This window comes from Bacillus sp. RE35 (assembly GCF_052146655.1).
GTDB lineage: Bacteria > Bacillota > Bacilli > Bacillales > Bacillaceae_G > Bacillus_A > Bacillus_A cereus.
The window spans coordinates 1,736,100-1,755,583 of the sequence record NZ_CP197377.1 but is presented as its reverse complement, the minus strand read 5'-3'; the positions used below and the strand labels follow the sequence as shown (position 1 = coordinate 1,755,583).

The following is a 19,484-nucleotide window of genomic DNA, read 5'->3' as shown; positions in this document are numbered from 1 at the left end:
TTGTCGCACAAGCTCCACCTTCCTTCTCAATATAACGCTTACGAGGTTAGCTGTCGGATTCGGGCCTATGAGTAGCCCTACCTTTTTCAAGGATTCACCCCATCGGATTATGTACTAATCCGTAAAAACGGGTCCCCCGTACCATGCGGTTTCAGCGATTTAGAAAATTGAAACTGTGGATTATAATACTCCTTTATTTTCAAAAAGTAAACAAAAATTTTTAATAAGAAAAAAATTAAAATGATTGCGCATAATCCGCTGAGAAATATACATAATGAATATTAAAAATCCGCAAAGGAGACCCATATGTCTAAAGAAAAGAAGCCTATTTTTTCCGATTCATATTTAGATGCAGTAGCAAATGAAATTAATCAGTTATATGGTAAACGTGAACAGGAAATAAATTTGACAGATAGAACGAAAAGAAATAAATAATTTGTCATACAAAAAATAAAAAAGATAGCAATACACTTATATATTGCTATCTTTTTTATTTTTTCATACATCTAATTCTATTACAGATTTGTTAAAGGTCATCTCTTCATACACCTTTAAATTTTGATATATAGATTCTAATAATGGTGCCGCTATAGAAAATTTCTCTGCTACATCCAGTAAATATCCTTGCAAGTGCTTCCCTTCAATAAACGAACCCTTTTCCATATCACGTTGCATTGATGACTTCATATCATACGAAATTTTATCAATCGTTTTCATATGTTCCTGGGCAATATTAGCCTTTACTGGAGCTCCTAATACTCTCATGATTTGTACAGATTCCTCAAACACATTACGGATAAAATCACGGCCGCCTTCACTTTCACGGATTGGTCCAATTGGTGCACGCATTAACGTTGTCACACCTGACATTACAGTAATAAATAAATATTTATGCCACATATCTTGCGTAATATTTTCACTTAAAACAAAACTAGACTTCGTACCTGAAAATGCTTTAGAAATATGCTTTACTCTCTCTGAATTTTGAGACTTAATTTCTCCAAACACAAGTCTGTTGGCAGCGCTAGTTTGTACAATTTCTCCTTGATCGTTTAACGTCGTCTCGATAAAGCATAAACCGCCAATTACTTTTTCTTCGCCGAATTCTTTTTGTAGTAGTGATAAATGAGCGATACCATTTAACAATGGAATGATTACAGTATTATCGCCAACAAACGGCTTCAAATCTTGAATAGCCTCGTTTAAGTGATACGCTTTTGTTGAAAATAAAATAACATCAAATGGAGAAGTTCTCTCTTCTTTCGTTATTAATTTCGGTTGGAAGGAAAAATCCCCGTTAACACTTCGGATTACAAGTCCTCTTTCCTCTAATTGTTTTTTCCGTTTACTACGAACAAGAAACGTGACATCTTCTCCCTTCTCGACTAATCTGCCACCAAAAAATCCTCCGACTCCACCAGCGCCTAATACTAAAATCCTCATACAGCATGCCCCTTTTCAAAATACAATTTTATAACTTTTAGTATACATAACATTATACATGTCCTCTACTAAATAAGCTGAATTTTCACTCTCAATTGAGTATAAAAGAGTGGTTATTTTCAAATAAATTTGGGCATGTTGTTTCTATAGCATATATGGAAAGGAAACAATGTAGATGGAGGCAATACAAGCAATTGAGGAAAAAGGTGTAGCAACAGCTATATTTCAATTTTTGTTCCCGTTTTCGTTTAAAGCTGGATATGAACAAGATATGTTCCCTTTCTTACAAAAAAACGATTTTCGTCCTTTTCGGCTCGATCATCTCGATGATGAAAATACATATTATGGGGAGTTTAAAGTTTCACATCAAAATATGGAAGCATACTATCTTTCATTTACAAATAAAATTCTCTTTCCTCATTCAGAGCATCAAAAGGGCTTGCAACGTTATTCAAAGGACCTTAACTTAACTGGACATTTAACAACAAACCTTATTTCAATCCCATTCAAGATACACTCTATCGATGTAACACTTTGTCCTTATGAACTTGGCTTCTTAACAATTCGAACAGAAGTAAACACTGCTCCAAACATGACTTTATCTGAAGCAATCGAATTCGCTGCTCGCTTCCGTGTACTTGAAACTAAAAATGATACAAATGAGACTATTTGTATTGAATGTAACGGAAAAAAGTATTCCCAAGTTGAAAAATTCATTTTTGGTTATTTATTTCATGGTGTAACTGATTTCTTTGAAAAGAAGAGATTAAGAAGTTCATACTTTCAAACCTTCCCTTTCTTCGAAGACCAAAGAATGTACGTCCAAACTTTATTGTCACTAAAAGAAGGTATGGAGCTTAATGAAGTGGATGTTTATCGTACTTCTAGTCTTTCCGGATTAACAAGTGATGGTAAGCCATATGTGAGCGCAAATAACCTTCCTTACATTCATGACTATTTAAAAAAACACGCTTACCAGAGATGGGCTCCAAATCGTTATTTCATAATGGAAGAACATATTTTTACATGTGTAACAAATGAAGGAGAACGTAAAATCGCTAAACTTGCTAGTCAAATGTACGGAGAATTTTATTACGCTTTATTATTAAACCTATTCCATAAAATTGTTTTATTAAAAATGGCTAACGCCTATGCTGAGCTAAACATTGAACAAGATACTAATGAAATAGAGAAATTAATTTATTCGATCAATTCCTTCACTGCTAATTATTTTTCTTTAGAATTAGTATCCCAATCACAAAGTGAAGATATTTTCTTTCGTTTAAGAAAACTTTTTAATATTGAGGTTCTATACTCGAACGCGAAACAAAATCTTGATAGTTTGTTTAAATATCAAGAAAATGTCGCCTCTAAAAAAGATAGCCTCTTATTATTAATTTTAACGCTCTACTCTGTAGTGGGCCAAATGTTAGGGTTTACTATGATTGACCTTTTAAGAAACACCGATTCAAACAAAATATCGTCACCTCTTGAATTTTTCGCTCTATTAATTGCGATTAGCGGCATTGTCATTTCACTTATTTTAGGAGCCCAAAGTTTATACCAATGGGGTCTACAGCATAAACGAAGAAAAGCTTGGGTAAAACAAACTGTACTTTCTGCCGTTAAAGAGAAAGAAGATAAAAATTAAAAAAGGTTATTTTCAAATTCTTGGCGCGCTGCATTAAGTGAAATTTTTATGAGCGATTTTCCGATTATATCGGCGCAACTCGAAATATATCAGCGATTTTTTTAATATATCGACTTACCGACAAATGACAGGACCGGATAATAAAAAAAGGGTGCTCCAAAATAAAACTTGGAGTACCCCTTTTATTATACGAATTCAGTTTACTTCCCTGCTTCGATTTGCTCTAATGCAGCAGCTACTTGCTCTTCCGTTAATTCATGTTGTATTACGTAGCGGTTACGTGGACTTACACGACATTCATGAGAACATGCACGTAAATATTTCGCTTCGTTTTCTTCAGAACATAAAATTTTCTTATTACATTCTGGATTTGAACAGTTTACATAGCGCTCACAAGGTTCACCTGTAAAGTGGTCTTTACCAACGATAACATGTTCTTTTTGGTTTACTGGTACAGCAATACGCTCATCGAACACGTAACATTGTCCATCCCAAAGCTCACCTTGTACCTCTGGGTCTTTTCCGTACGTTACAATTCCGCCGTGAAGCTGACTTACATCTTCATAGCCTTCACGAACTAACCAACCAGAAAACTTCTCACAACGAATTCCGCCTGTACAATAAGTTAAAATCTTTTTACCTTCAAGTACTTCTTTATTTTCACGAATCCAATCTGGTAATTCACGGAATGATTCGATATCAGGTTTAATCGCACCTTTGAAGTGACCTAAATCAAACTCATAATCATTTCGTGCATCAATGATAACTGTATCTTCTTGTTTCATTGCTTCATAAAAATCTTTTGGCTCTAAATACTTCCCAGTTATTTCGTGTGGGTTAATGTCATCTTCTAGACGAAGTGTAACTAACTCTGGACGAGGACGCACGTGCATTTTCTTGAATGCATGACCATCAGCTTCATCTATTTTAAATACGATACCGTCAAAACGTGGATCATTGTTCATTGCTTCCATGTATTTCTCTGTTTGTTCTACAGTTCCAGAACAAGTTCCGTTAATACCTTCTTTCGCTACAAGAATTCTTCCTTTTAATTCAAGTGAATTACAAAATTCTAAATGCTCTGCCGCGAATTCTTCTGGGTTTTCAATTGTTGTGTACATGTAATATAGTAATACTCTGTATGGTTTTGTAGTTGCCAATGTATTTCTACCACCTATCTAATTTTTAAAATCATGTATAAGTTAACGTTCATATCAAAACATATATAATAAGAAAATGAATCCCATTTTCTTTTCTTTATACTATTTTCTATCAGTTAACAAAAATAAAAAACAAGATTACACATCAAAACACTATGGTTATGTTGTAATCCCAATATATTATATATCATACAAATGCAATTCCATCAATTAATATGCTGGATTATCGGCTTTATGTTCACATAAATTTCAAAATTGACCCTTTAATTTATTATGTTTCCCCACGTCATCACACCATAAACTCCCAATTTATTTTACGTTATCACACCATCCATTGCATAAAGGCATATAATTTGCATTAAGGAAACTTTCGTGTTCAAATGAAATTATCATATAACATATCTAAATGTATTGAAATAATGAGTAAGAATAAATACAATAATTTCATCAAGTTAACATTTTAAAGGGGAAAACTACTATGAATAAAGATATAACAAAAGATGAACATCTCCCTTCTGAAAGTACAACCGTACAATCAGCTCACTTAGCTTTAAGTGGAGAAACAAAAGGCTGGAAAAGACTGTTACCATTTTTAGGACCCGCTTTTATAGCGTCCGTTGCTTATATTGATCCTGGCAACTTTGCTACAAATATCGCAGCTGGTTCACAATATGGATATTTACTATTATGGGTTATACTCGCCTCTAACTTAATGGCTGTATTAATCCAAACTTTATCAGCTAAATTAGGAATTGCTACAGGAAACAATTTACCCGAAATAGCTCGTGAAAACTTTCCAAAGCCTGTGTCTATCGGTTTATGGATACAAGGTGAACTAGTTATTATGGCTACAGATTTAGCGGAATTTATTGGAGCTGCATTGGGGCTTTACTTACTATTTGGAATCCCGATGCTACCTGCCGCTTTAATTACAGCAGCCGGATCATTTATTATCCTTGAATTTCAACGTAGAGGATTTCGTCCACTAGAAGCTATTATTACAGGAATGATTTTCATTGTAGTAATTGCTTTTGGGATTCAAGTTTTTTATGCAAAACCAGAATTAAGTCCCCTTCTTTCAGGACTATTTATTCCAAAATTCCAAGGTGTAGACAGTATATTACTTGCAGCAGGGATTTTAGGTGCGACAGTTATGCCACATGCAATATACTTGCATTCTGCATTAACACAACGCCGTGTGGTCGGAACAACTGACGAACAAAAGAAAAAGATTTTTCGTTTCGAATTTATCGATATTATTATTGCAATGGTTATTGCTGGAGCAATTAATGCAAGTATGTTAATTGTTGCTGCTGCACTATTCTTTAAAAACGGCTTGCACGTTGAAGATTTAGATGTTGCTTACACTCAATTTACCAACTTAGTAGGTCCTGTATCAGCTGCTTTGTTTGGAATTGGGCTCTTATCAGCAGGACTATCTAGCTCTTCTGTCGGTACAATGTCGGGTGATATTATTATGCAAGGTTTCATTCGCATGCATATTCCGTTATACTTACGCCGATTTATTACAATGATTCCACCATTAGTTATTATCGCTTTAGGTGTAAATCCAACTTACGCTCTAGTCATGAGCCAAGTCGTCTTATCATTCGGTATTGCATTTGCACTAGTGCCACTTATTATGTTTACAAGTAACAAAAAGATTATGGGTGCACTCGTTAACCACCGTATAACAACATTTATCGCTTGGATAATTGCAGCACTCGTTATCGTTTTAAATATCTTCTTACTGTATCAAACATTTATAGGGTAATGAAAAAAGGGTATTCCAATTTTAATTTGGAGTACCCTTTTTGGATGAAATGATTTTCTTCTAGTTACCACTTATGTATGTCCCTCTTTCCGGCATCATGACACCATTTTCAGTTCGAAAGTAAAGTGGCAATCCTTCCGCAAAAAACATACTTACCTTGGACGGATCTTGCCTTTGATGATGAATATGTAAATGCGGCTCACTTGAACTTCCTGAGTTACCGACTTGAGCAAGAAATTCTCCTTCATTTACATGTTGTCCTTCTCTCACATTAATTGATCCTTTCTTTAAATGGGCAAGAATTAAAAATGTGCCCGTTTCATCTAGTCGTAAATAAATATGATTCCCAGCCATTGACTGAAAATTATCCGATCCCGGAACTAAATCTTGTTCATTATTATTAATTGATACAACCGTCCCAGAAGCTGGTGCCATTACTTTCGCTCCATATATTCCGTAATCCTCTAACTTACTACTTTTCACTTCAGCAGGTGGAATGAGAATATCATATGCCCACCTTTCATTTGGTTTTATAACGTGATAGTTCATTTCTAACCGATCACCACCCCAACCTATTAATGCTCGCTCATTCAAAGGAAAACGAACTACTGCTTTAGGACTCATAGATTGTATATCTGCTGGATAAGCAATTCTACCTATATTAGCAAACCAACCGACAGGCCAAGCTCCAATGATAGAAAACAGAATGATTAAAAATAGCGTTCTATCTATCCGCTTTCTAAAAATGCCTTTCCAAAAAAATATTATTACTGATCCTACCAAGAGGAAAACTGAAATAAAACTAAAAGCCTGTATACTCCACCAAACAAAAACTGATGTAACACCATTAGCTACATAAACTAAGATCCAACTTATAATTAAAAAAGAAACTATAATTACTAATAAAAATGCCTTCCACATGTCGCGTCCCTACTCTCATATCCTTTTTCTCAATGATACAAAGTAAAAATTACGACATATAAAAGAAATACTTACGACTTTCTTACTTTTTTATACTGCGGTAATTTCACAGTAAAAACTGTTTCTTTATCGTTACTACGTACAGTGATATCCCCTTGATGGAGATCGGCTATACTTTTTGAAATTGCAAGTCCTATTCCTTTCCCGCCCGTATGAGAACTACGTGATTTTTCACTACGATAAAATTTCTCAAAAACGTAAGGAAGGTCCTCTTTCGGAATGCATTGTCCAAAATTTTTAATTTCTACTTCAACATTCATTGTTTTATTGGAAATTTCAATTGCAATTTCCTTTCCATCTTTTCCATACATAATACTATTACCTATTACATTTTCAAATAGTCTCACTATAAGTGCTACATCAACTTCTACATGCAGCACTTCATCACTTTTAATATAAAAGCTCATATTAGCATCATCTAATTGTGGTACAAAGTCAATCATGATTTGTTCAATTAATGCTTTCATATCTACTTCATCTTTATGTAATTCAATCTCTCTATAATTTATTTGACAGTATTCTAATAAATCATCTATTTGATGTTTTAATTCATAACTTTTTCGCTTTAATATACTTACATACTGTTCACATTCCTCTCCATTCGAATGAAGTTTATTTCCTAACAGGTCCGCATAACCGATTAAAGATGTTACTGGCGTTCGTAAATCATGAGAAATATTACTAATCATTTCATTTTTCATTTCCTGTGATTTTTTTTCATTCTCGATAGACTCTTTTAAGCTTTTCGCCATTCTATTAACATTTGCCGCTAGTTCACCAATCTCGTCATTTTTCAAAATAGGTATATGTATTTCAAAATTACCGTCACTTATTTCCTTCAGGTTCTTGTTAATTTGAGACAACCTTTTCATCAGTGTTTTTGTCATACATGCAAAGTATGTTGTAGTAAAAATCAAAAAAACTATAAAATATAAAAATGAATATTTTTCCTCTAAAACATTAACCTGACTATATATATTTCCAACTAAAATTTGAAACACTATTATACTTACAGTCGCTAACAAGATGCTACATATGAATGCGATAAAAAACTTAGCTCTAATGCCTTGTAATGATTTAATCTTCAATTTTATATCCGACTCCCCAAACATTTTGAATAAACTTCGGTTCTTTTGGATTCTCTTCAATTTTATTTCTCAATCTTGCAATATGAACCATTACTGTATTATTACTTTCATAGGCTCTTTCGTTCCAAACGCTCTCATATATTTCTTCAATTGTGAACACACGATTCCTTGCAGCTGCCATTAAGTGTAAAATATCATATTCAGTTTTCGTAAGATTGATTCTTTCTCCATATAACATTACTGTTCTCGACACTTCATCTATTTCTAAACCTCTAATATTTATTTTCTTTTCCATTACTTGGGGAGCATTTTGATTGAAATATGTATACCTTCTTAATTGAGCTTTCACTCTTGCGATAAATTCAATTGTACTGAACGGCTTCACAATATAATCATCTGCCCCAGTACTAAATCCAATTACCTTATCTACATCCGATGATTTCGCGCTTAAAAACATAATTGGTAAACTATGTTTCTCTCTAATCCTTCTACAAAGTTCTATACCATCCATTTGAGGCATCATAATATCCAAAATAGCAAGTTGAATACTGTTATTATTTATTATTTCTAAAGCCTCTTCTCCGTTATGAGCACTAAAAACTTTAAAACCTTCTTGTTTTAAATTCACATTAATAAATTGAATAATATCTTTATCGTCATCTACAATTAATATCGAATTTTTTTCCATTTCCAAACCTCTTTTTTGAAATATATTCCACATCTAAGTTTATCATAAATCAAATCTACCCTTACACCTTGAATAATCTTTATTTTCAGATTAAATTATATAATAACAAATACATTCTATTTTCATGTGAAAAGGAGCGAAAATATGTTTCCTTTATTAAAAACTGAAAGACTCATTTTAAGAGAACTTACCGAAAAAGATGCACCACGTATACTACAATGCTTTTCTAATACTAATGTACTGCGCTATTATGGCCAAAAACCGTTACAAGATGTTGATCAAGTGAAACAAATCATTCATAATTTTAAGTTGAGCTACAATGCAAGAAGCGGTATAAAATGGGGAATCGAATTAAAAGACAAGAAAGAACTCATCGGTACCATTGGTTTTCACGATTGGTCTTCTGAGCATAAACGAGCCAATATAAGTTATGCCTTTTTGCCTGAACACTGGGGAAAAGGATATGCGACTGAAGCTGTTTCTGAGGTTATATCATACGGTTTCCATACGATTCATTTAAAGCGGATCGGGGCAATTGTATTTCTTGAAAATGAAGCTTCTAATAAAGTACTATTAAAATTAGGCTTTGAAAAAGAAGGTGTTCTAAAAAATTATATGTATCAAGATGATATCCCATATGATACGAATTTTTACGCTTTATTAAAATCAGTTTAATAGAATTTATGTGTAAAAAACCTTACTTTTAAAAAGTAAGGTTTTTTGTATTTATTCATTAGCAATATAAGCATTCTTATAAGTATAAATACCACCAAATTGATGTTTTTCAATTCCTTTTACATAATCCTTTTGTACATATGCTGAGCCAATATGATAAAGCGGTGCCACAGCTGCATCTTCTAATAATACCTGCTCGGCTTCTCGCAACGCTTTCCATCGATTTTCCGTATCTAGTACAAAATCCGTTTTCGCTTTCTTTATTAATTCATCGTAACGAACATTAGAATAATTCATTTTATTATTCGGATTCCCTGTCGTAAATAACTCTAAATAACTAATTGGGTCTTTATAGTCAGGTCCCCAATTTGCCATAGTTATATCGTAATCACCTATTTGTTCTAACTGTAATTTTTGCTTAAATGGCTGTTGTTTAATTTGTATCGTTAACCCTTGCAAATTCTTCTCTAAATCACCTTTTATATATTCTGCCATACGTATTGCATTATCTTGTTCGAACGTTAAGAACTCTAGGTTTACTTGTTCTACCCCAAGCTCTTTTTTCGCTTCTTCCCAAAGTTTTTTTGCATTTTGCAAATCATATGAGGAAATATCTCCATTTTCTTTTCTAAAATCTTTACCAGTCACTTCATTTACATGACCAACTGGTACAAGTCCACTTGCAGGTTTTGCTCCGTTATTAATAAAGTGAGCAACGAAATCATCTTTATTTAACGCTAATGAAATAGATTGACGCACCTTTTTATTTGCTAACGCGGTATTTTTTTCATTAAAACGAAGCATAGCAATTCCAGGATCACTCGACATATGTAATTCCTTATTCCCTTTATACTTGTCTACAACTTGCGAATTAATAGGTACTCGATCTAAATCTCCGGCTTCATATAAATTTACAGCTGTCATTGTATCCTTTACGATATGAAAGTTTATTTCGTCTAATTTCACTTTCTTTCGATCCCAATATGTAGCATTCTTCTTTAATTGAAACTCTTGTTCATGCTTCCATTTTTCTAATACAAATGGACCGTTATATATGAGATTACTAGGTTCCAATGCATAATTGTTTCCTTGTTCTTTCAAAAATGATTCATGCTGTGGTAAGTATATAGGTAGTGCTAACAACTGTAAAAAATACGGAACTGGCTGTTCGAGTTCAACTTCTAACGTATAATTATTTATTGCTTTAACCCCAAGTGCATCAAGAGGCATTGTTCCCTTATTAATCTCTTTCGCATTTTTCACATAAAAGAGCATGTATGCATATTGAGATGCCGTTTCAGGATTAATTGCACGTTTCCATGCAAATATAAAATCATTTGCTGTCACACTGTCTCCATTTGACCATTTTGCATCTTTACGCAAATCAAATGTATATTTCTTACCATCTTCACTTCTTTTAAACGATCTTGCTACTGCTGGAATAGGCTGATCTTGATCATTTAATACATATAACCCCTCAAATATATTCTGCATAACGTGGGCTGATGTACCATCCATTGTTTTCGCAGTGTCCAGAGAAGGAATTTCTTCTGATACTGTTACATTTAACACTTGTTTTTTAACCTCTGTATCACTTTTATTCGCTTTATTATTACAAGCTGTTAATAATAAAGATGTAACAAGTGCCATTACCATTAAATGGCTCTTTTTTCGCTTCATGAGTTGTTCTCCTTAAATATAAAATATTATAAAGCGTAATATATTATAGCAGAAATACTAACAGAAAGATGCGACATTCTTTTGAATATTTATTCGTTCAAGAAAAAAGCTATCCTTTTAAAAGGATAGCTTTTTCAACTGTCACATAATTATCTATCTTTGCAGACCTCGTTTATAACGACGTGCTTCAAATATAATACGCTCTTCATCTAACGTTTTACATTCGCCATTCCAAACGACACGTTTTCCGTTAATAATTACATCGCTTATATCTTTACCACTCGCAGCATATACAAGGTGTGATAACACTTCATCTGCTGGTTGTAGATGCGGCTTGTTAGACGGGTCAATCGTAATAAAATCAGCACACTTACCAGCTTCTAGTGACCCTGTTTGTTTCATCCCGATTACTTCCGCAGCTCCTTTTGTCGCAAGAGAAAGAGCTGTTTCAACTGGTAATGCTGTTGCATCTTGGTGAATACCTTTTTGTAATAAAGTCGCTATGCGCATTTCTTCAAACATGTCTAAATTATTGTTAGATGCAACACTATCTGTTGCAATTCCTACTTTTATTCCTGCTTCTAGCATCGCTTTTACATTCGCTATACCAGAACCTAGTTTTAAATTACTATTTGGGTTATGTGCTACTCGAACATCATGTTCTGCTAAAAATGCACGCTCATCGTCATTTAATACTACACCGTGTGCAATAACTGTTGGGCGTTTAAACAATCCGCAGCTCGCTGCATATTCTACTGGACGTTTTCCATACTGTGCTTCAATATCACGTACTTCACGCTCTGTTTCAGAAAGATGGATATGAACCATCGTTTGATTCTCTACTGCAATCCGTGCGCACTCTTCTAACAATTCTGTACTACATGTATATGGACTATGTGGTGCAACCATCGTAGTTAACATGCCACTTTCGTTATAGTAACGCTTCACATATTTCTCAGCTTCTTCAATCGCTTTCTTTTCATCGTCTTTCGTTCCGAAGCTAAATAAAGTCCTTGAAACAGCAGCTCGCATCCCGCTCCTTGATACCGTTTCCATAATTGCGTCTTGATCTACTCCAATTGGATTAAACATGTCAGAGAATGATGTTGTACCACTTTTCACCATCTCAAGTAATCCTAATTCCGTACTAGCGACCGCAATTTGGGGAGTAAATTGACTTTCCAGTGGCCAAATTCTCGTCTCAAGCCATGGCTGTAATAACATATCATCTCCAATACCTCTTAGGAGACTCATTACAACGTGTGTATGTGTATTTACAAGCCCTGGTAAAACCCACTTTCCTTTCATGTCAATTACTTCATCTACTTCAAATTCATTAGCGAATTCTCCGCTCTTTACATCTATAATTTGATCATTTTCTACAATGATATATCCATTTTCTATCACTTCGTTTTGTTCATTCATCGTTACAATTGTAGCGTTTACATAAGTTGTTTTCAAAAGTATTTCCCCTTTCAACTCTATGAAGTTCCCTTTAATAAGTTACCACCATTATAGTAACTTATTAAAGATTAAGAGTCAAAAGATAATTTTAATTCTTTCGTTATTTTTCCCTTCAAAATGTTATATTGCTTTTCATTTGTATCTGCAAATGCTTCTTCCCGATTTGACTTTTCATCCATATAATTCAATTTCCCATTGAATTGAGTCTCTGTAAAATCAAATCTCTGCCCATCTATAAAGTTATAAAAGTGCCATACCTCTCTTACTTTTGTCTTTTTAATTTCTCCTCCGTATATGTCTTGAACGACAAGAGCTGTAACACCACATTGTCCCTTTGCTGGGTTTTCAATTGTCCACTTTGAACTCGTTTCAATCGACCACGATTTTATTAGTGCTTCATATATTCTTTTTTCCTTTACATCATCCATTCTAATCTTCCCCTACTATTAATAGTTTTACACATCATATTTCAAAAGAGGCAGTACACGCCCCTTAAAGATAGTTGATGGTGTCTCTCCTATTAACTGTGCTCCCATTTTCAAGTAATATCCTTTTGCATTCGGATCACTATCAATTGTAAAACTTTTTAATCCTAGTTCATTGGCTTTTTCTATTACATACTCCCAAAGTATTTTCCCGTAACCTTTTCCTTTGTAATGAGGATGAATGTACAAGAAATCGAGAGCTTTATCATTACGTAAAAATGAGAAAAAACCAATCTTCGCATTATCGTTTACTAAAACATATACAAAATTATTTTTTATGTACTCTTCCGTAATTGTTAAATCTTCCTTACAAGCAAGTATGAATTCTTCACTATAATTCCACGTTGCTTTTGAATGTAGTGCGAGTTCACTTAATTCATTTGCTTCACTTAATAATGCTTCTCTTATCTTCATGATTCTTTTTCCTCACTTTCAATATGTACACTACTAAATTGATTCGGAAAGCACTTCAAAAAAACCTTCAATTTCCATAAAATAGAAATTGATTTTATAAATCTTTATTATAATCAGTACGACTTTCAACAATTTTTTTAAAGAAAAAGAACGCCATCCCTAAAAGTTGGCGTTCTCTTTTTCTAAAATTTAATCTTCAAGCTCACTCATTCGTTTTACTATTTCGTACGATACAAACCTATACAGTTTCTACTACCGCTTCAAGCATTGTTCCATTTTTAGCATAGTTCGTATGCCAAGAAAAAGCTTTTTCTAAAATATGAGGAGTTTGTCCACCTCTTATTTTTGCTTCTTCGTAATAAGCTCGTAGCTGTTCACGATACATTGGATGTGCGCAATTCTCAATAATAAGTTCCACTCTTTCTCTTGGCGCAAGTCCCCTTAAGTCGGCATATCCCTGTTCAGTGACGATAACATCTACATCATGTTCAGTATGGTCTACATGAGAAACGAAAGGAACGATACTTGAAATGTTACCACCTTTCGCAATCGATTTAGTAACAAAGATAGCTAGGCGAGCATTTCTTGCAAAATCGCCAGACCCACCAATACCATTCATCATTTTTGTACCTAAAACGTGAGTAGAGTTAACATTTCCGTATATATCTAATTCTAATGCAGTATTAATTGAGATTAATCCAAGGCGACGAATAATTTCAGGATGATTGGAAATCTCTTGTGGACGCATCATTAATTTGTCACGATATTTTTCAAAGTTAGAAAATACTTGTTGCATTTTCTCTTCAGAAAGCGTGATAGAACAACAAGAAGCAAAATTGACTTTTCCAGCATCCATAAGATCAAAAACTGCATCTTGTAAAACCTCGGAATATACTTCTAAATCTTCAAATTCTGAATCTAACATTCCATGCAATACGGCGTTAGCCACTGAACCAATTCCTGATTGTAACGGCGCTAAACGATTTGTTAATCGGCCTACTTTGACTTCTTCTCGAAGGAATTCTATTAAATGCTGTGCCATAATAACAGTTTCTTCATCCGGAGGAACAATTGTCGATGGCGAATCCAATTGATTCGTAAACACAATTCCCTTTACTTTTTCAGGATCAATTGGAATACCGATTGTTCCAATTCGGTCATCTGTTTTCACAAGCGGAATTGGAAGCCTCTCCCCTTGTTTACCTGGTTCATATAGATCATGTAGCCCCTCTAATTGCGCGGATTGAGCCATATTCATTTCAATAATAATAGACTTAGCATTTAAGGAAAACGCTAAGGAATTTCCAATTGAAGTGGTTGGAATAATCATTCCGTCCTCTGTAATCGCAACCGCTTCCAAAATAGCGAAATCTATATCCAGAACGTCAGCACGGAGTAACTCTGCTGTATGAGACAAGTGTTGATCCACAAATAAAAAGTCTCCGTTATTAATTCCTTTTCGCATAGTAGCGTCAGCTTGGAAAGGTAATCTTTTCCCTAAAATTCCTGCCTCAGCAAATAATTTGTCTACATCCGATCCTAAAGAAGCCCCAGTATAAACATTTACTTTAAAAGATTCATCATTCTTAACTCGATTTACAAGCGCAAATGGGACTGCTTTTACATCACCTGCACGTGTAAACCCACTTAAGCCTAAAGTCATTCCACTTTGAATCCAGGAAGCTGCTTCTTCAGGTGTAACTACCCGATCTTTTAGACGTTGATCTCTGATTCTATCTAAATTGTTCTCCATATGTAATCCCTCTCTCATTGAATATTCATAATTATTTTACACATTAACACTATCAAAATAGGGATTTTAGTATACAATGCCGAAAATTCAGACAGAACAGCAAATCTAGGTTCTAAAGCAGAAAAATTTAGAATCCTAGAAGTTTACGGAAATAACTAGCGTATGATTGACTAACTGGTACTCTCTCACCATTATCCATCGAAAGTACAAAAGTAGAATGGGTATCAGGATAAATCGCTTTAATATGATTAACATTTACAATAAACGAACGGTGACATCTAATAAATGAATCTTTCGGAAGCAAGTATTCGAATTCTTGCAGAGAGTATTTATGTGTTCCTGATAACTCTTCTGAATTCACATACGTCTTTTTATCTTTAGCCTCTAAATACATAACCTTTGAAAAAGGAACCGGAATCCAGCCGTCTGTTGTTTTTAAAGTAACAACTGACTTTCCATCCGTTAAAGCTGGATAAATTGCCGTCACGCACCCTTCAAGCTTTCCATTGTTTGAAAATGGTACAGCCATTCCATGATAAGGAATACCAAAAACATCCCGATTCATAAACTCAGATGTTTTTTGATTCATCACCATCGCTTTATGAGCAATCGTTCCTTCCTTTATAGGATCCCCGACACTAATCTTTAAATCAATTCGTTTACTTGGCCGATAGTAAATATATTCTTTCGTATTCGAAACAGCAATTGAAATTTCATCTGAAAATAGTTCCCCAACAACATCTAGTAATAAACCTAACGTTCTATCTTCCATTCTATTAACACCTCATTCACTATTATACTACTATTATGAACGAGCATCTGTTGCTTTATAAAAAGTTTAATTTTAAATTACTTTTAAAATTAGTTTTATTCACTATTACTTCGTTACTACAAAAAACCTCACTTCAGAAAAGTGAGGTTTCCTCTCATACAATATTTTTTTATTTTTTATTAAGTAAAGTGAATTTAAGAATTTATTGCCCCTATTTCTGTATAATAAATAATCCCAAACTACAAACAGTTTGGGATTATCTTTCTCATTTATTATGCGCATCTAACCACGAAATTAAATCTTTAAATACTTCATCCTTATTTACTTCATGAAACATTTCATGTCTACCATTTTCATATAAACGTAGTGTCACGTCTTTCACACCACATTTTTTATAGTTTTCATATACTTCTTTTACACCTTTCCCCATATCGCCAACAGGATCACGATCACCAGAGAATATATGTATTGGAAGATTCTTTGGCGTCTTCTTGTATTCTTCTAGTTTATTTACTTCTAATACTCCAGAAAATAATTCTCGGTAAAAACTCGTCGTACAAATGAAACCACATAACGGATCCGCAATATATTTATCAACTTGATTATTATCTGAAGATAACCAATCAAATTTTGTACGATTTGGCTTAAAGTTCGAATTGAAGTTTCCGAAAGATAAAAAGTTTAACATTGGACTTTTCGTTTTTGCCCCGCGCAATTTCATTTCGATTGTTGCTACTTTATGACCAATAGCTCCTAAAAGCCCTGGATTTCCACCTGTTCCTGAAATCAGAAATCCATCATATAATTCGCCTCTAAGTTGTACAGCACGTCTTGATAAAAAAGAACCCATACTATGTCCAAGTAAAAACAAAGGACTTGACTGCTCTTCTTTTATCTTTTCTGAAACAAAGATAACATCCGATACAACTTGATTCCACCCTATATTTGGTTCAAAATGACCATAGTCTTCTTCTTTTTTTACTGTTTTCCCATGTCCTTTATGATCATGCGCATAAACACCATACCCTGCTTCCAATAAAGCATCTACAAATTCTGTATACACCCCTGCATGCTCTGTCATGCCATGTGCAATTTGAATAATTCCTCTCGGATCTCCTTCTGGTAACCACTTACGCAAATAAATTTCCGATCCATCCAATGCCGTAACGAAACTTTCCTGTACATTCATTTCGTCAGCCCCCAACTCTATTATGTATAGCTTTAAGAAAATGAATATCCATTCACTTTTCTTATTTTATATTATATGTAATTGCTTTCATTATGACAAATGATGTATTTTTCAGACTTGCTTTTAAACTAATTTCTTGACGAATTCAAAATAAAATTATATAGTTACTTACATAAAGTAACTATATAATTTTTAGGAGGTTCCTACTATTATGATGCCATCATTATTTTTAGCACATGGTTCGCCTATGCTCGCTATTCAAGATACAGACTATACACGATTTTTAAAAACACTTGGAGAAACATATAAACCGAAAGCAATTGTTATTTTCACTGCTCATTGGGAAAGTGAAGTATTAACGATTTCCTCATCAGATAACGAGTATGAAACAATTTATGATTTTGGAGGTTTTCCCCCTGAGTTATACGAAATCAAATATCGTGCGAAAGGCTCTTCTCATATTGCATCTATTTTAGAAACAAAATTTAAGAACAAAGGTATTTCAGTCCATCATAATATGACGAGAGGTTTAGATCATGGTTCATGGACACTCCTGCACCGCATGTATCCAGAAGCAAATATTCCTGTCGTGCAAATATCAGTCAATCCATTCCTTTCTGCAAAAGAACAATTTGAAATTGGAGAAGCACTTAAAGGACTCGGACAAGAAGATATTTTAGTAATCGGGAGTGGCGTTACCGTTCATAATTTACGAGCACTGAAATGGAATCAAACTACACCTGAAAAATGGGCAATTGAATTTGATGATTGGATTATTAAACATATGCAGAATAACGATAAAGATGCATTGTTTAATTGGGAGAAAAATGCTCCTCATGCACAATTAGCAGTACCAAGAGCAGAACATTTTGTTCCTTTATTTATCGCTATGGGAAGTGGTGAAAATAGCGGTGAAGTCATTCACCGTAGTTACGAGCTTGGTACATTAAGTTATCTTTGTCTTCGATTTTAAAGAAAAGGATGAAGCACATGCTGCTTCATCCTTTTTCTTTTTCATTCACTTAGTTAACTAACTTCCAAATGTCGTTTCTCTGATACCTCTTCGTTCTTATTATGAAAATAAACCCAAATACACGCAATAAATAATAGTGAAGATGTAGAGAGGAAAACATATTGGAAACCTGCATGCGCTGCAATTTGTCCCCCGAGCACTGGACCAATCATATTTCCTAAAAACTGAAATGATTGATTATATCCAAATATTCGTCCCGTAACATGGGTTGGTGTATGTTGTTTTAGTAGAGTTTGTACGGAAGGTAATAATCCTGCTTGTGCGATACCTAATAAAAATCGAAGAATTAATAGTTGCCAAGCTGACGTTACAAATGCTTGCGGGATAAAAATAATTCCTGCAGCAAATAACGCTACAACTAACGTTTTTTGAGGACCGATATGATCTGATAATCTTCCTAGTCTTGGTGCTGCCAAAATAACTGCTAATCCTGTCGCTGACATAACTGCACCCGCAATTGTTTCAATATGTGCAGTATGAGGACCTACTAAATTTTTCACGTACAATGTAACAATTGGTTGAACTGACATATTAGCAAGTTGAATAATAAATGTTGTTACAAATAAACTAATAATTAAATGCTTCGCTGGGACCATCGTCCATACTTTTTTCGGCTGTGTTTTTTTTGCTTGAGCAGAGTGATTTTCTTCATGCAGGAAGAAAAAAACGATGAGAAAGGAAAGGAATAAAAAAGCTCCCGTAACAAGAAAGACATGACGCATTCCAATTAACTCAGACAAATAACCGCCAAGTAACGGGCCAAGTAACGAACCGCTCACACCACCAGTTGAAATTGTGGAAATCGCCCAACCTGAATGTTCTTTCGGAGTTTCTGCTGCAATAAATGTCATCGCTGTTGAAAGGAAACCAGATACTGCTCCCATTAAAAATCTTAGTGCGACTAGTTGATACACATCCGTTACAAACCCCATAAGCGTCATAATAATCGCCATACCGAGGCTAGCACGAATAAGCATCAATTTCCGTCCATGTATATCACCAAGCTTTCCCCATATTGGCGATACGATCGCACCCATTAAAAATGTTACACCAAATGCAAGTCCCGACCACTGTGCAATGCTTGAAGTGCCAGTTACTCCTAATTCCTCAATATAAAAAGATAAGAAAGGAATTACTAAACTCATACCGGCTGCAGTGGTAAAACAACCTAGCCAACAAATCATTAAATTCCGTTTCCAGCTGGCCATTTTCACACCTTCTTTCTTTAGATACC

The 19,484-nt window shown here is 34.2% G+C and carries 18 protein-coding genes and 1 riboswitch; of the genes, 5 read left to right on the top strand and 13 right to left on the bottom strand.

Translation table 11 applies throughout. The annotated features are described in order from the left end of the window. Positions 1-20: 20 nt before the first annotated feature. Positions 21-167: riboswitch (cyclic di-AMP (ydaO/yuaA leader) on the bottom strand. Between the two features lie 139 nt (positions 168-306). Beyond that, positions 307-435 carry a hypothetical protein gene (locus ACTL4X_RS09195; protein WP_000031873.1) on the top strand — a complete coding sequence of 43 codons (129 nt, stop codon included), beginning with the start codon at positions 307-309 and terminating at the stop codon, positions 433-435. Positions 436-498: 63 nt separating this feature from the next. On the opposite strand, the gene panE is transcribed toward ACTL4X_RS09195, so the two are convergent. Next, positions 499-1,443 carry a 2-dehydropantoate 2-reductase gene (gene panE / locus ACTL4X_RS09190; RefSeq protein WP_001221892.1) on the bottom strand — a complete coding sequence of 315 codons (945 nt, stop codon included), beginning with the start codon at positions 1,441-1,443 and terminating at the stop codon, positions 499-501. Between the two features lie 175 nt (positions 1,444-1,618). On the opposite strand from panE, the gene ACTL4X_RS09185 reads away from it, so the two are divergent. Next, a complete protein-coding gene (locus ACTL4X_RS09185; RefSeq protein ID WP_000387431.1) occupies positions 1,619-3,094 on the top strand; it encodes a hypothetical protein in 1,476 nt (491 codons plus the stop codon). Positions 3,095-3,294: 200 nt separating this feature from the next. Here the strand turns inward: ACTL4X_RS09185 and trhO are convergent, their stop codons facing one another. Further along, the gene (gene trhO / locus ACTL4X_RS09180) at positions 3,295-4,254 is read right to left on the bottom strand and encodes an oxygen-dependent tRNA uridine(34) hydroxylase TrhO (protein WP_000246231.1); all 960 of its coding nucleotides are present in this window, start codon (positions 4,252-4,254) and stop codon (positions 3,295-3,297) included. 478 nt (positions 4,255-4,732) lie between these two features. Here trhO and ACTL4X_RS09175 point away from each other — a divergent pair, with 478 nt between their 5' ends. Continuing rightward, positions 4,733-6,028, top strand: coding sequence for an Nramp family divalent metal transporter (locus ACTL4X_RS09175; protein WP_001030678.1), 1,296 nt, complete (start codon positions 4,733-4,735; stop codon positions 6,026-6,028). A 60-nt stretch (positions 6,029-6,088) separates the two neighbouring features. Here the strand turns inward: ACTL4X_RS09175 and ACTL4X_RS09170 are convergent, their stop codons facing one another. From ACTL4X_RS09170 to ACTL4X_RS09160, 3 genes are all read right to left on the bottom strand, one after another. Beyond that, entirely contained in the window at positions 6,089-6,949 is an 861-nt protein-coding gene (locus ACTL4X_RS09170; RefSeq protein ID WP_000265297.1) for a M23 family metallopeptidase, read from the bottom strand. Between the two features lie 71 nt (positions 6,950-7,020). Then, positions 7,021-8,121, bottom strand: a complete 1,101-nt coding sequence (locus ACTL4X_RS09165; RefSeq protein ID WP_162837403.1) for a HAMP domain-containing sensor histidine kinase — start codon at positions 8,119-8,121, stop codon at positions 7,021-7,023. After that, on the bottom strand, positions 8,087-8,785 hold the full coding sequence (locus ACTL4X_RS09160) for a response regulator transcription factor (protein WP_000414517.1): 699 nt from the start codon (positions 8,783-8,785) through the stop codon (positions 8,087-8,089). Before ACTL4X_RS09160 ends, ACTL4X_RS09165 begins: the two co-directional genes overlap by 35 nt. A gap of 144 nt (positions 8,786-8,929) precedes the next feature. On the opposite strand from ACTL4X_RS09160, the gene ACTL4X_RS09155 reads away from it, so the two are divergent. Then, positions 8,930-9,460 (top strand): GNAT family N-acetyltransferase, encoded by a 531-nt coding sequence (locus ACTL4X_RS09155; RefSeq protein ID WP_000484228.1) that lies wholly within the window; start codon positions 8,930-8,932, stop codon positions 9,458-9,460. 51 nt (positions 9,461-9,511) lie between these two features. Here ACTL4X_RS09155 and ACTL4X_RS09150 read toward each other — a convergent pair whose 3' ends face one another. The 7 genes from ACTL4X_RS09150 to ACTL4X_RS09120 all read right to left on the bottom strand — a co-directional run bounded on the left by ACTL4X_RS09150 (position 9,512) and on the right by ACTL4X_RS09120 (position 17,217). Then, the gene (locus ACTL4X_RS09150) at positions 9,512-11,140 is read right to left on the bottom strand and encodes a peptide ABC transporter substrate-binding protein (RefSeq protein WP_000823514.1); all 1,629 of its coding nucleotides are present in this window, start codon (positions 11,138-11,140) and stop codon (positions 9,512-9,514) included. Between the two features lie 153 nt (positions 11,141-11,293). Then, the gene (locus ACTL4X_RS09145; protein ID WP_140161620.1) at positions 11,294-12,619 is read right to left on the bottom strand and encodes a bifunctional S-methyl-5'-thioadenosine deaminase/S-adenosylhomocysteine deaminase; all 1,326 of its coding nucleotides are present in this window, start codon (positions 12,617-12,619) and stop codon (positions 11,294-11,296) included. Between the two features lie 53 nt (positions 12,620-12,672). Beyond that, positions 12,673-13,032, bottom strand: coding sequence for a YunG family protein (locus tag ACTL4X_RS09140; protein WP_000342907.1), 360 nt, complete (start codon positions 13,030-13,032; stop codon positions 12,673-12,675). A gap of 27 nt (positions 13,033-13,059) precedes the next feature. Next, positions 13,060-13,503 (bottom strand): GNAT family N-acetyltransferase, encoded by a 444-nt coding sequence (locus tag ACTL4X_RS09135; RefSeq protein ID WP_063219840.1) that lies wholly within the window; start codon positions 13,501-13,503, stop codon positions 13,060-13,062. Between the two features lie 238 nt (positions 13,504-13,741). Further along, entirely contained in the window at positions 13,742-15,256 is a 1,515-nt protein-coding gene (locus ACTL4X_RS09130; protein ID WP_000429812.1) for an acetyl-CoA hydrolase/transferase family protein, read from the bottom strand. A gap of 127 nt (positions 15,257-15,383) precedes the next feature. Next, positions 15,384-16,028 (bottom strand): LytTR family DNA-binding domain-containing protein, encoded by a 645-nt coding sequence (locus tag ACTL4X_RS09125; RefSeq protein WP_000390211.1) that lies wholly within the window; start codon positions 16,026-16,028, stop codon positions 15,384-15,386. A gap of 265 nt (positions 16,029-16,293) precedes the next feature. Then, the gene (locus ACTL4X_RS09120; protein ID WP_001102581.1) at positions 16,294-17,217 is read right to left on the bottom strand and encodes an alpha/beta hydrolase; all 924 of its coding nucleotides are present in this window, start codon (positions 17,215-17,217) and stop codon (positions 16,294-16,296) included. 211 nt (positions 17,218-17,428) lie between these two features. Here ACTL4X_RS09120 and ACTL4X_RS09115 point away from each other — a divergent pair, with 211 nt between their 5' ends. Then, positions 17,429-18,190, top strand: coding sequence for a DODA-type extradiol aromatic ring-opening family dioxygenase (locus tag ACTL4X_RS09115; protein ID WP_000982899.1), 762 nt, complete (start codon positions 17,429-17,431; stop codon positions 18,188-18,190). A 53-nt stretch (positions 18,191-18,243) separates the two neighbouring features. Here the strand turns inward: ACTL4X_RS09115 and ACTL4X_RS09110 are convergent, their stop codons facing one another. Beyond that, positions 18,244-19,458, bottom strand: a complete 1,215-nt coding sequence (locus tag ACTL4X_RS09110; protein ID WP_000179303.1) for a multidrug efflux MFS transporter — start codon at positions 19,456-19,458, stop codon at positions 18,244-18,246. Positions 19,459-19,484: the final 26 nt, after the last annotated feature.

Coding starts and splice junctions, on each gene's coding strand:
- ACTL4X_RS09120 (WP_001102581.1), bottom strand. CDS start 17,217: ATGAATGTACAGGAAAGTTTCGTTACGGCATTGGATGGATCGGAAATT.
- ACTL4X_RS09130 (WP_000429812.1), bottom strand. CDS start 15,256: ATGGAGAACAATTTAGATAGAATCAGAGATCAACGTCTAAAAGATCGG.
- ACTL4X_RS09175 (WP_001030678.1), top strand. CDS start 4,733: ATGAATAAAGATATAACAAAAGATGAACATCTCCCTTCTGAAAGTACA.
- ACTL4X_RS09195 (WP_000031873.1), top strand. CDS start 307: ATGTCTAAAGAAAAGAAGCCTATTTTTTCCGATTCATATTTAGATGCA.
- panE (WP_001221892.1), bottom strand. CDS start 1,443: ATGAGGATTTTAGTATTAGGCGCTGGTGGAGTCGGAGGATTTTTTGGT.
- ACTL4X_RS09165 (WP_162837403.1), bottom strand. CDS start 8,121: ATGTTTGGGGAGTCGGATATAAAATTGAAGATTAAATCATTACAAGGC.
- ACTL4X_RS09150 (WP_000823514.1), bottom strand. CDS start 11,140: ATGAAGCGAAAAAAGAGCCATTTAATGGTAATGGCACTTGTTACATCT.
- ACTL4X_RS09170 (WP_000265297.1), bottom strand. CDS start 6,949: ATGTGGAAGGCATTTTTATTAGTAATTATAGTTTCTTTTTTAATTATA.
- ACTL4X_RS09185 (WP_000387431.1), top strand. CDS start 1,619: ATGGAGGCAATACAAGCAATTGAGGAAAAAGGTGTAGCAACAGCTATA.
- ACTL4X_RS09155 (WP_000484228.1), top strand. CDS start 8,930: ATGTTTCCTTTATTAAAAACTGAAAGACTCATTTTAAGAGAACTTACC.
- ACTL4X_RS09115 (WP_000982899.1), top strand. CDS start 17,429: ATGATGCCATCATTATTTTTAGCACATGGTTCGCCTATGCTCGCTATT.
- ACTL4X_RS09160 (WP_000414517.1), bottom strand. CDS start 8,785: ATGGAAAAAAATTCGATATTAATTGTAGATGACGATAAAGATATTATT.
- ACTL4X_RS09140 (WP_000342907.1), bottom strand. CDS start 13,032: ATGGATGATGTAAAGGAAAAAAGAATATATGAAGCACTAATAAAATCG.
- ACTL4X_RS09135 (WP_063219840.1), bottom strand. CDS start 13,503: ATGAAGATAAGAGAAGCATTATTAAGTGAAGCAAATGAATTAAGTGAA.
- ACTL4X_RS09125 (WP_000390211.1), bottom strand. CDS start 16,028: ATGGAAGATAGAACGTTAGGTTTATTACTAGATGTTGTTGGGGAACTA.
- ACTL4X_RS09110 (WP_000179303.1), bottom strand. CDS start 19,458: ATGGCCAGCTGGAAACGGAATTTAATGATTTGTTGGCTAGGTTGTTTT.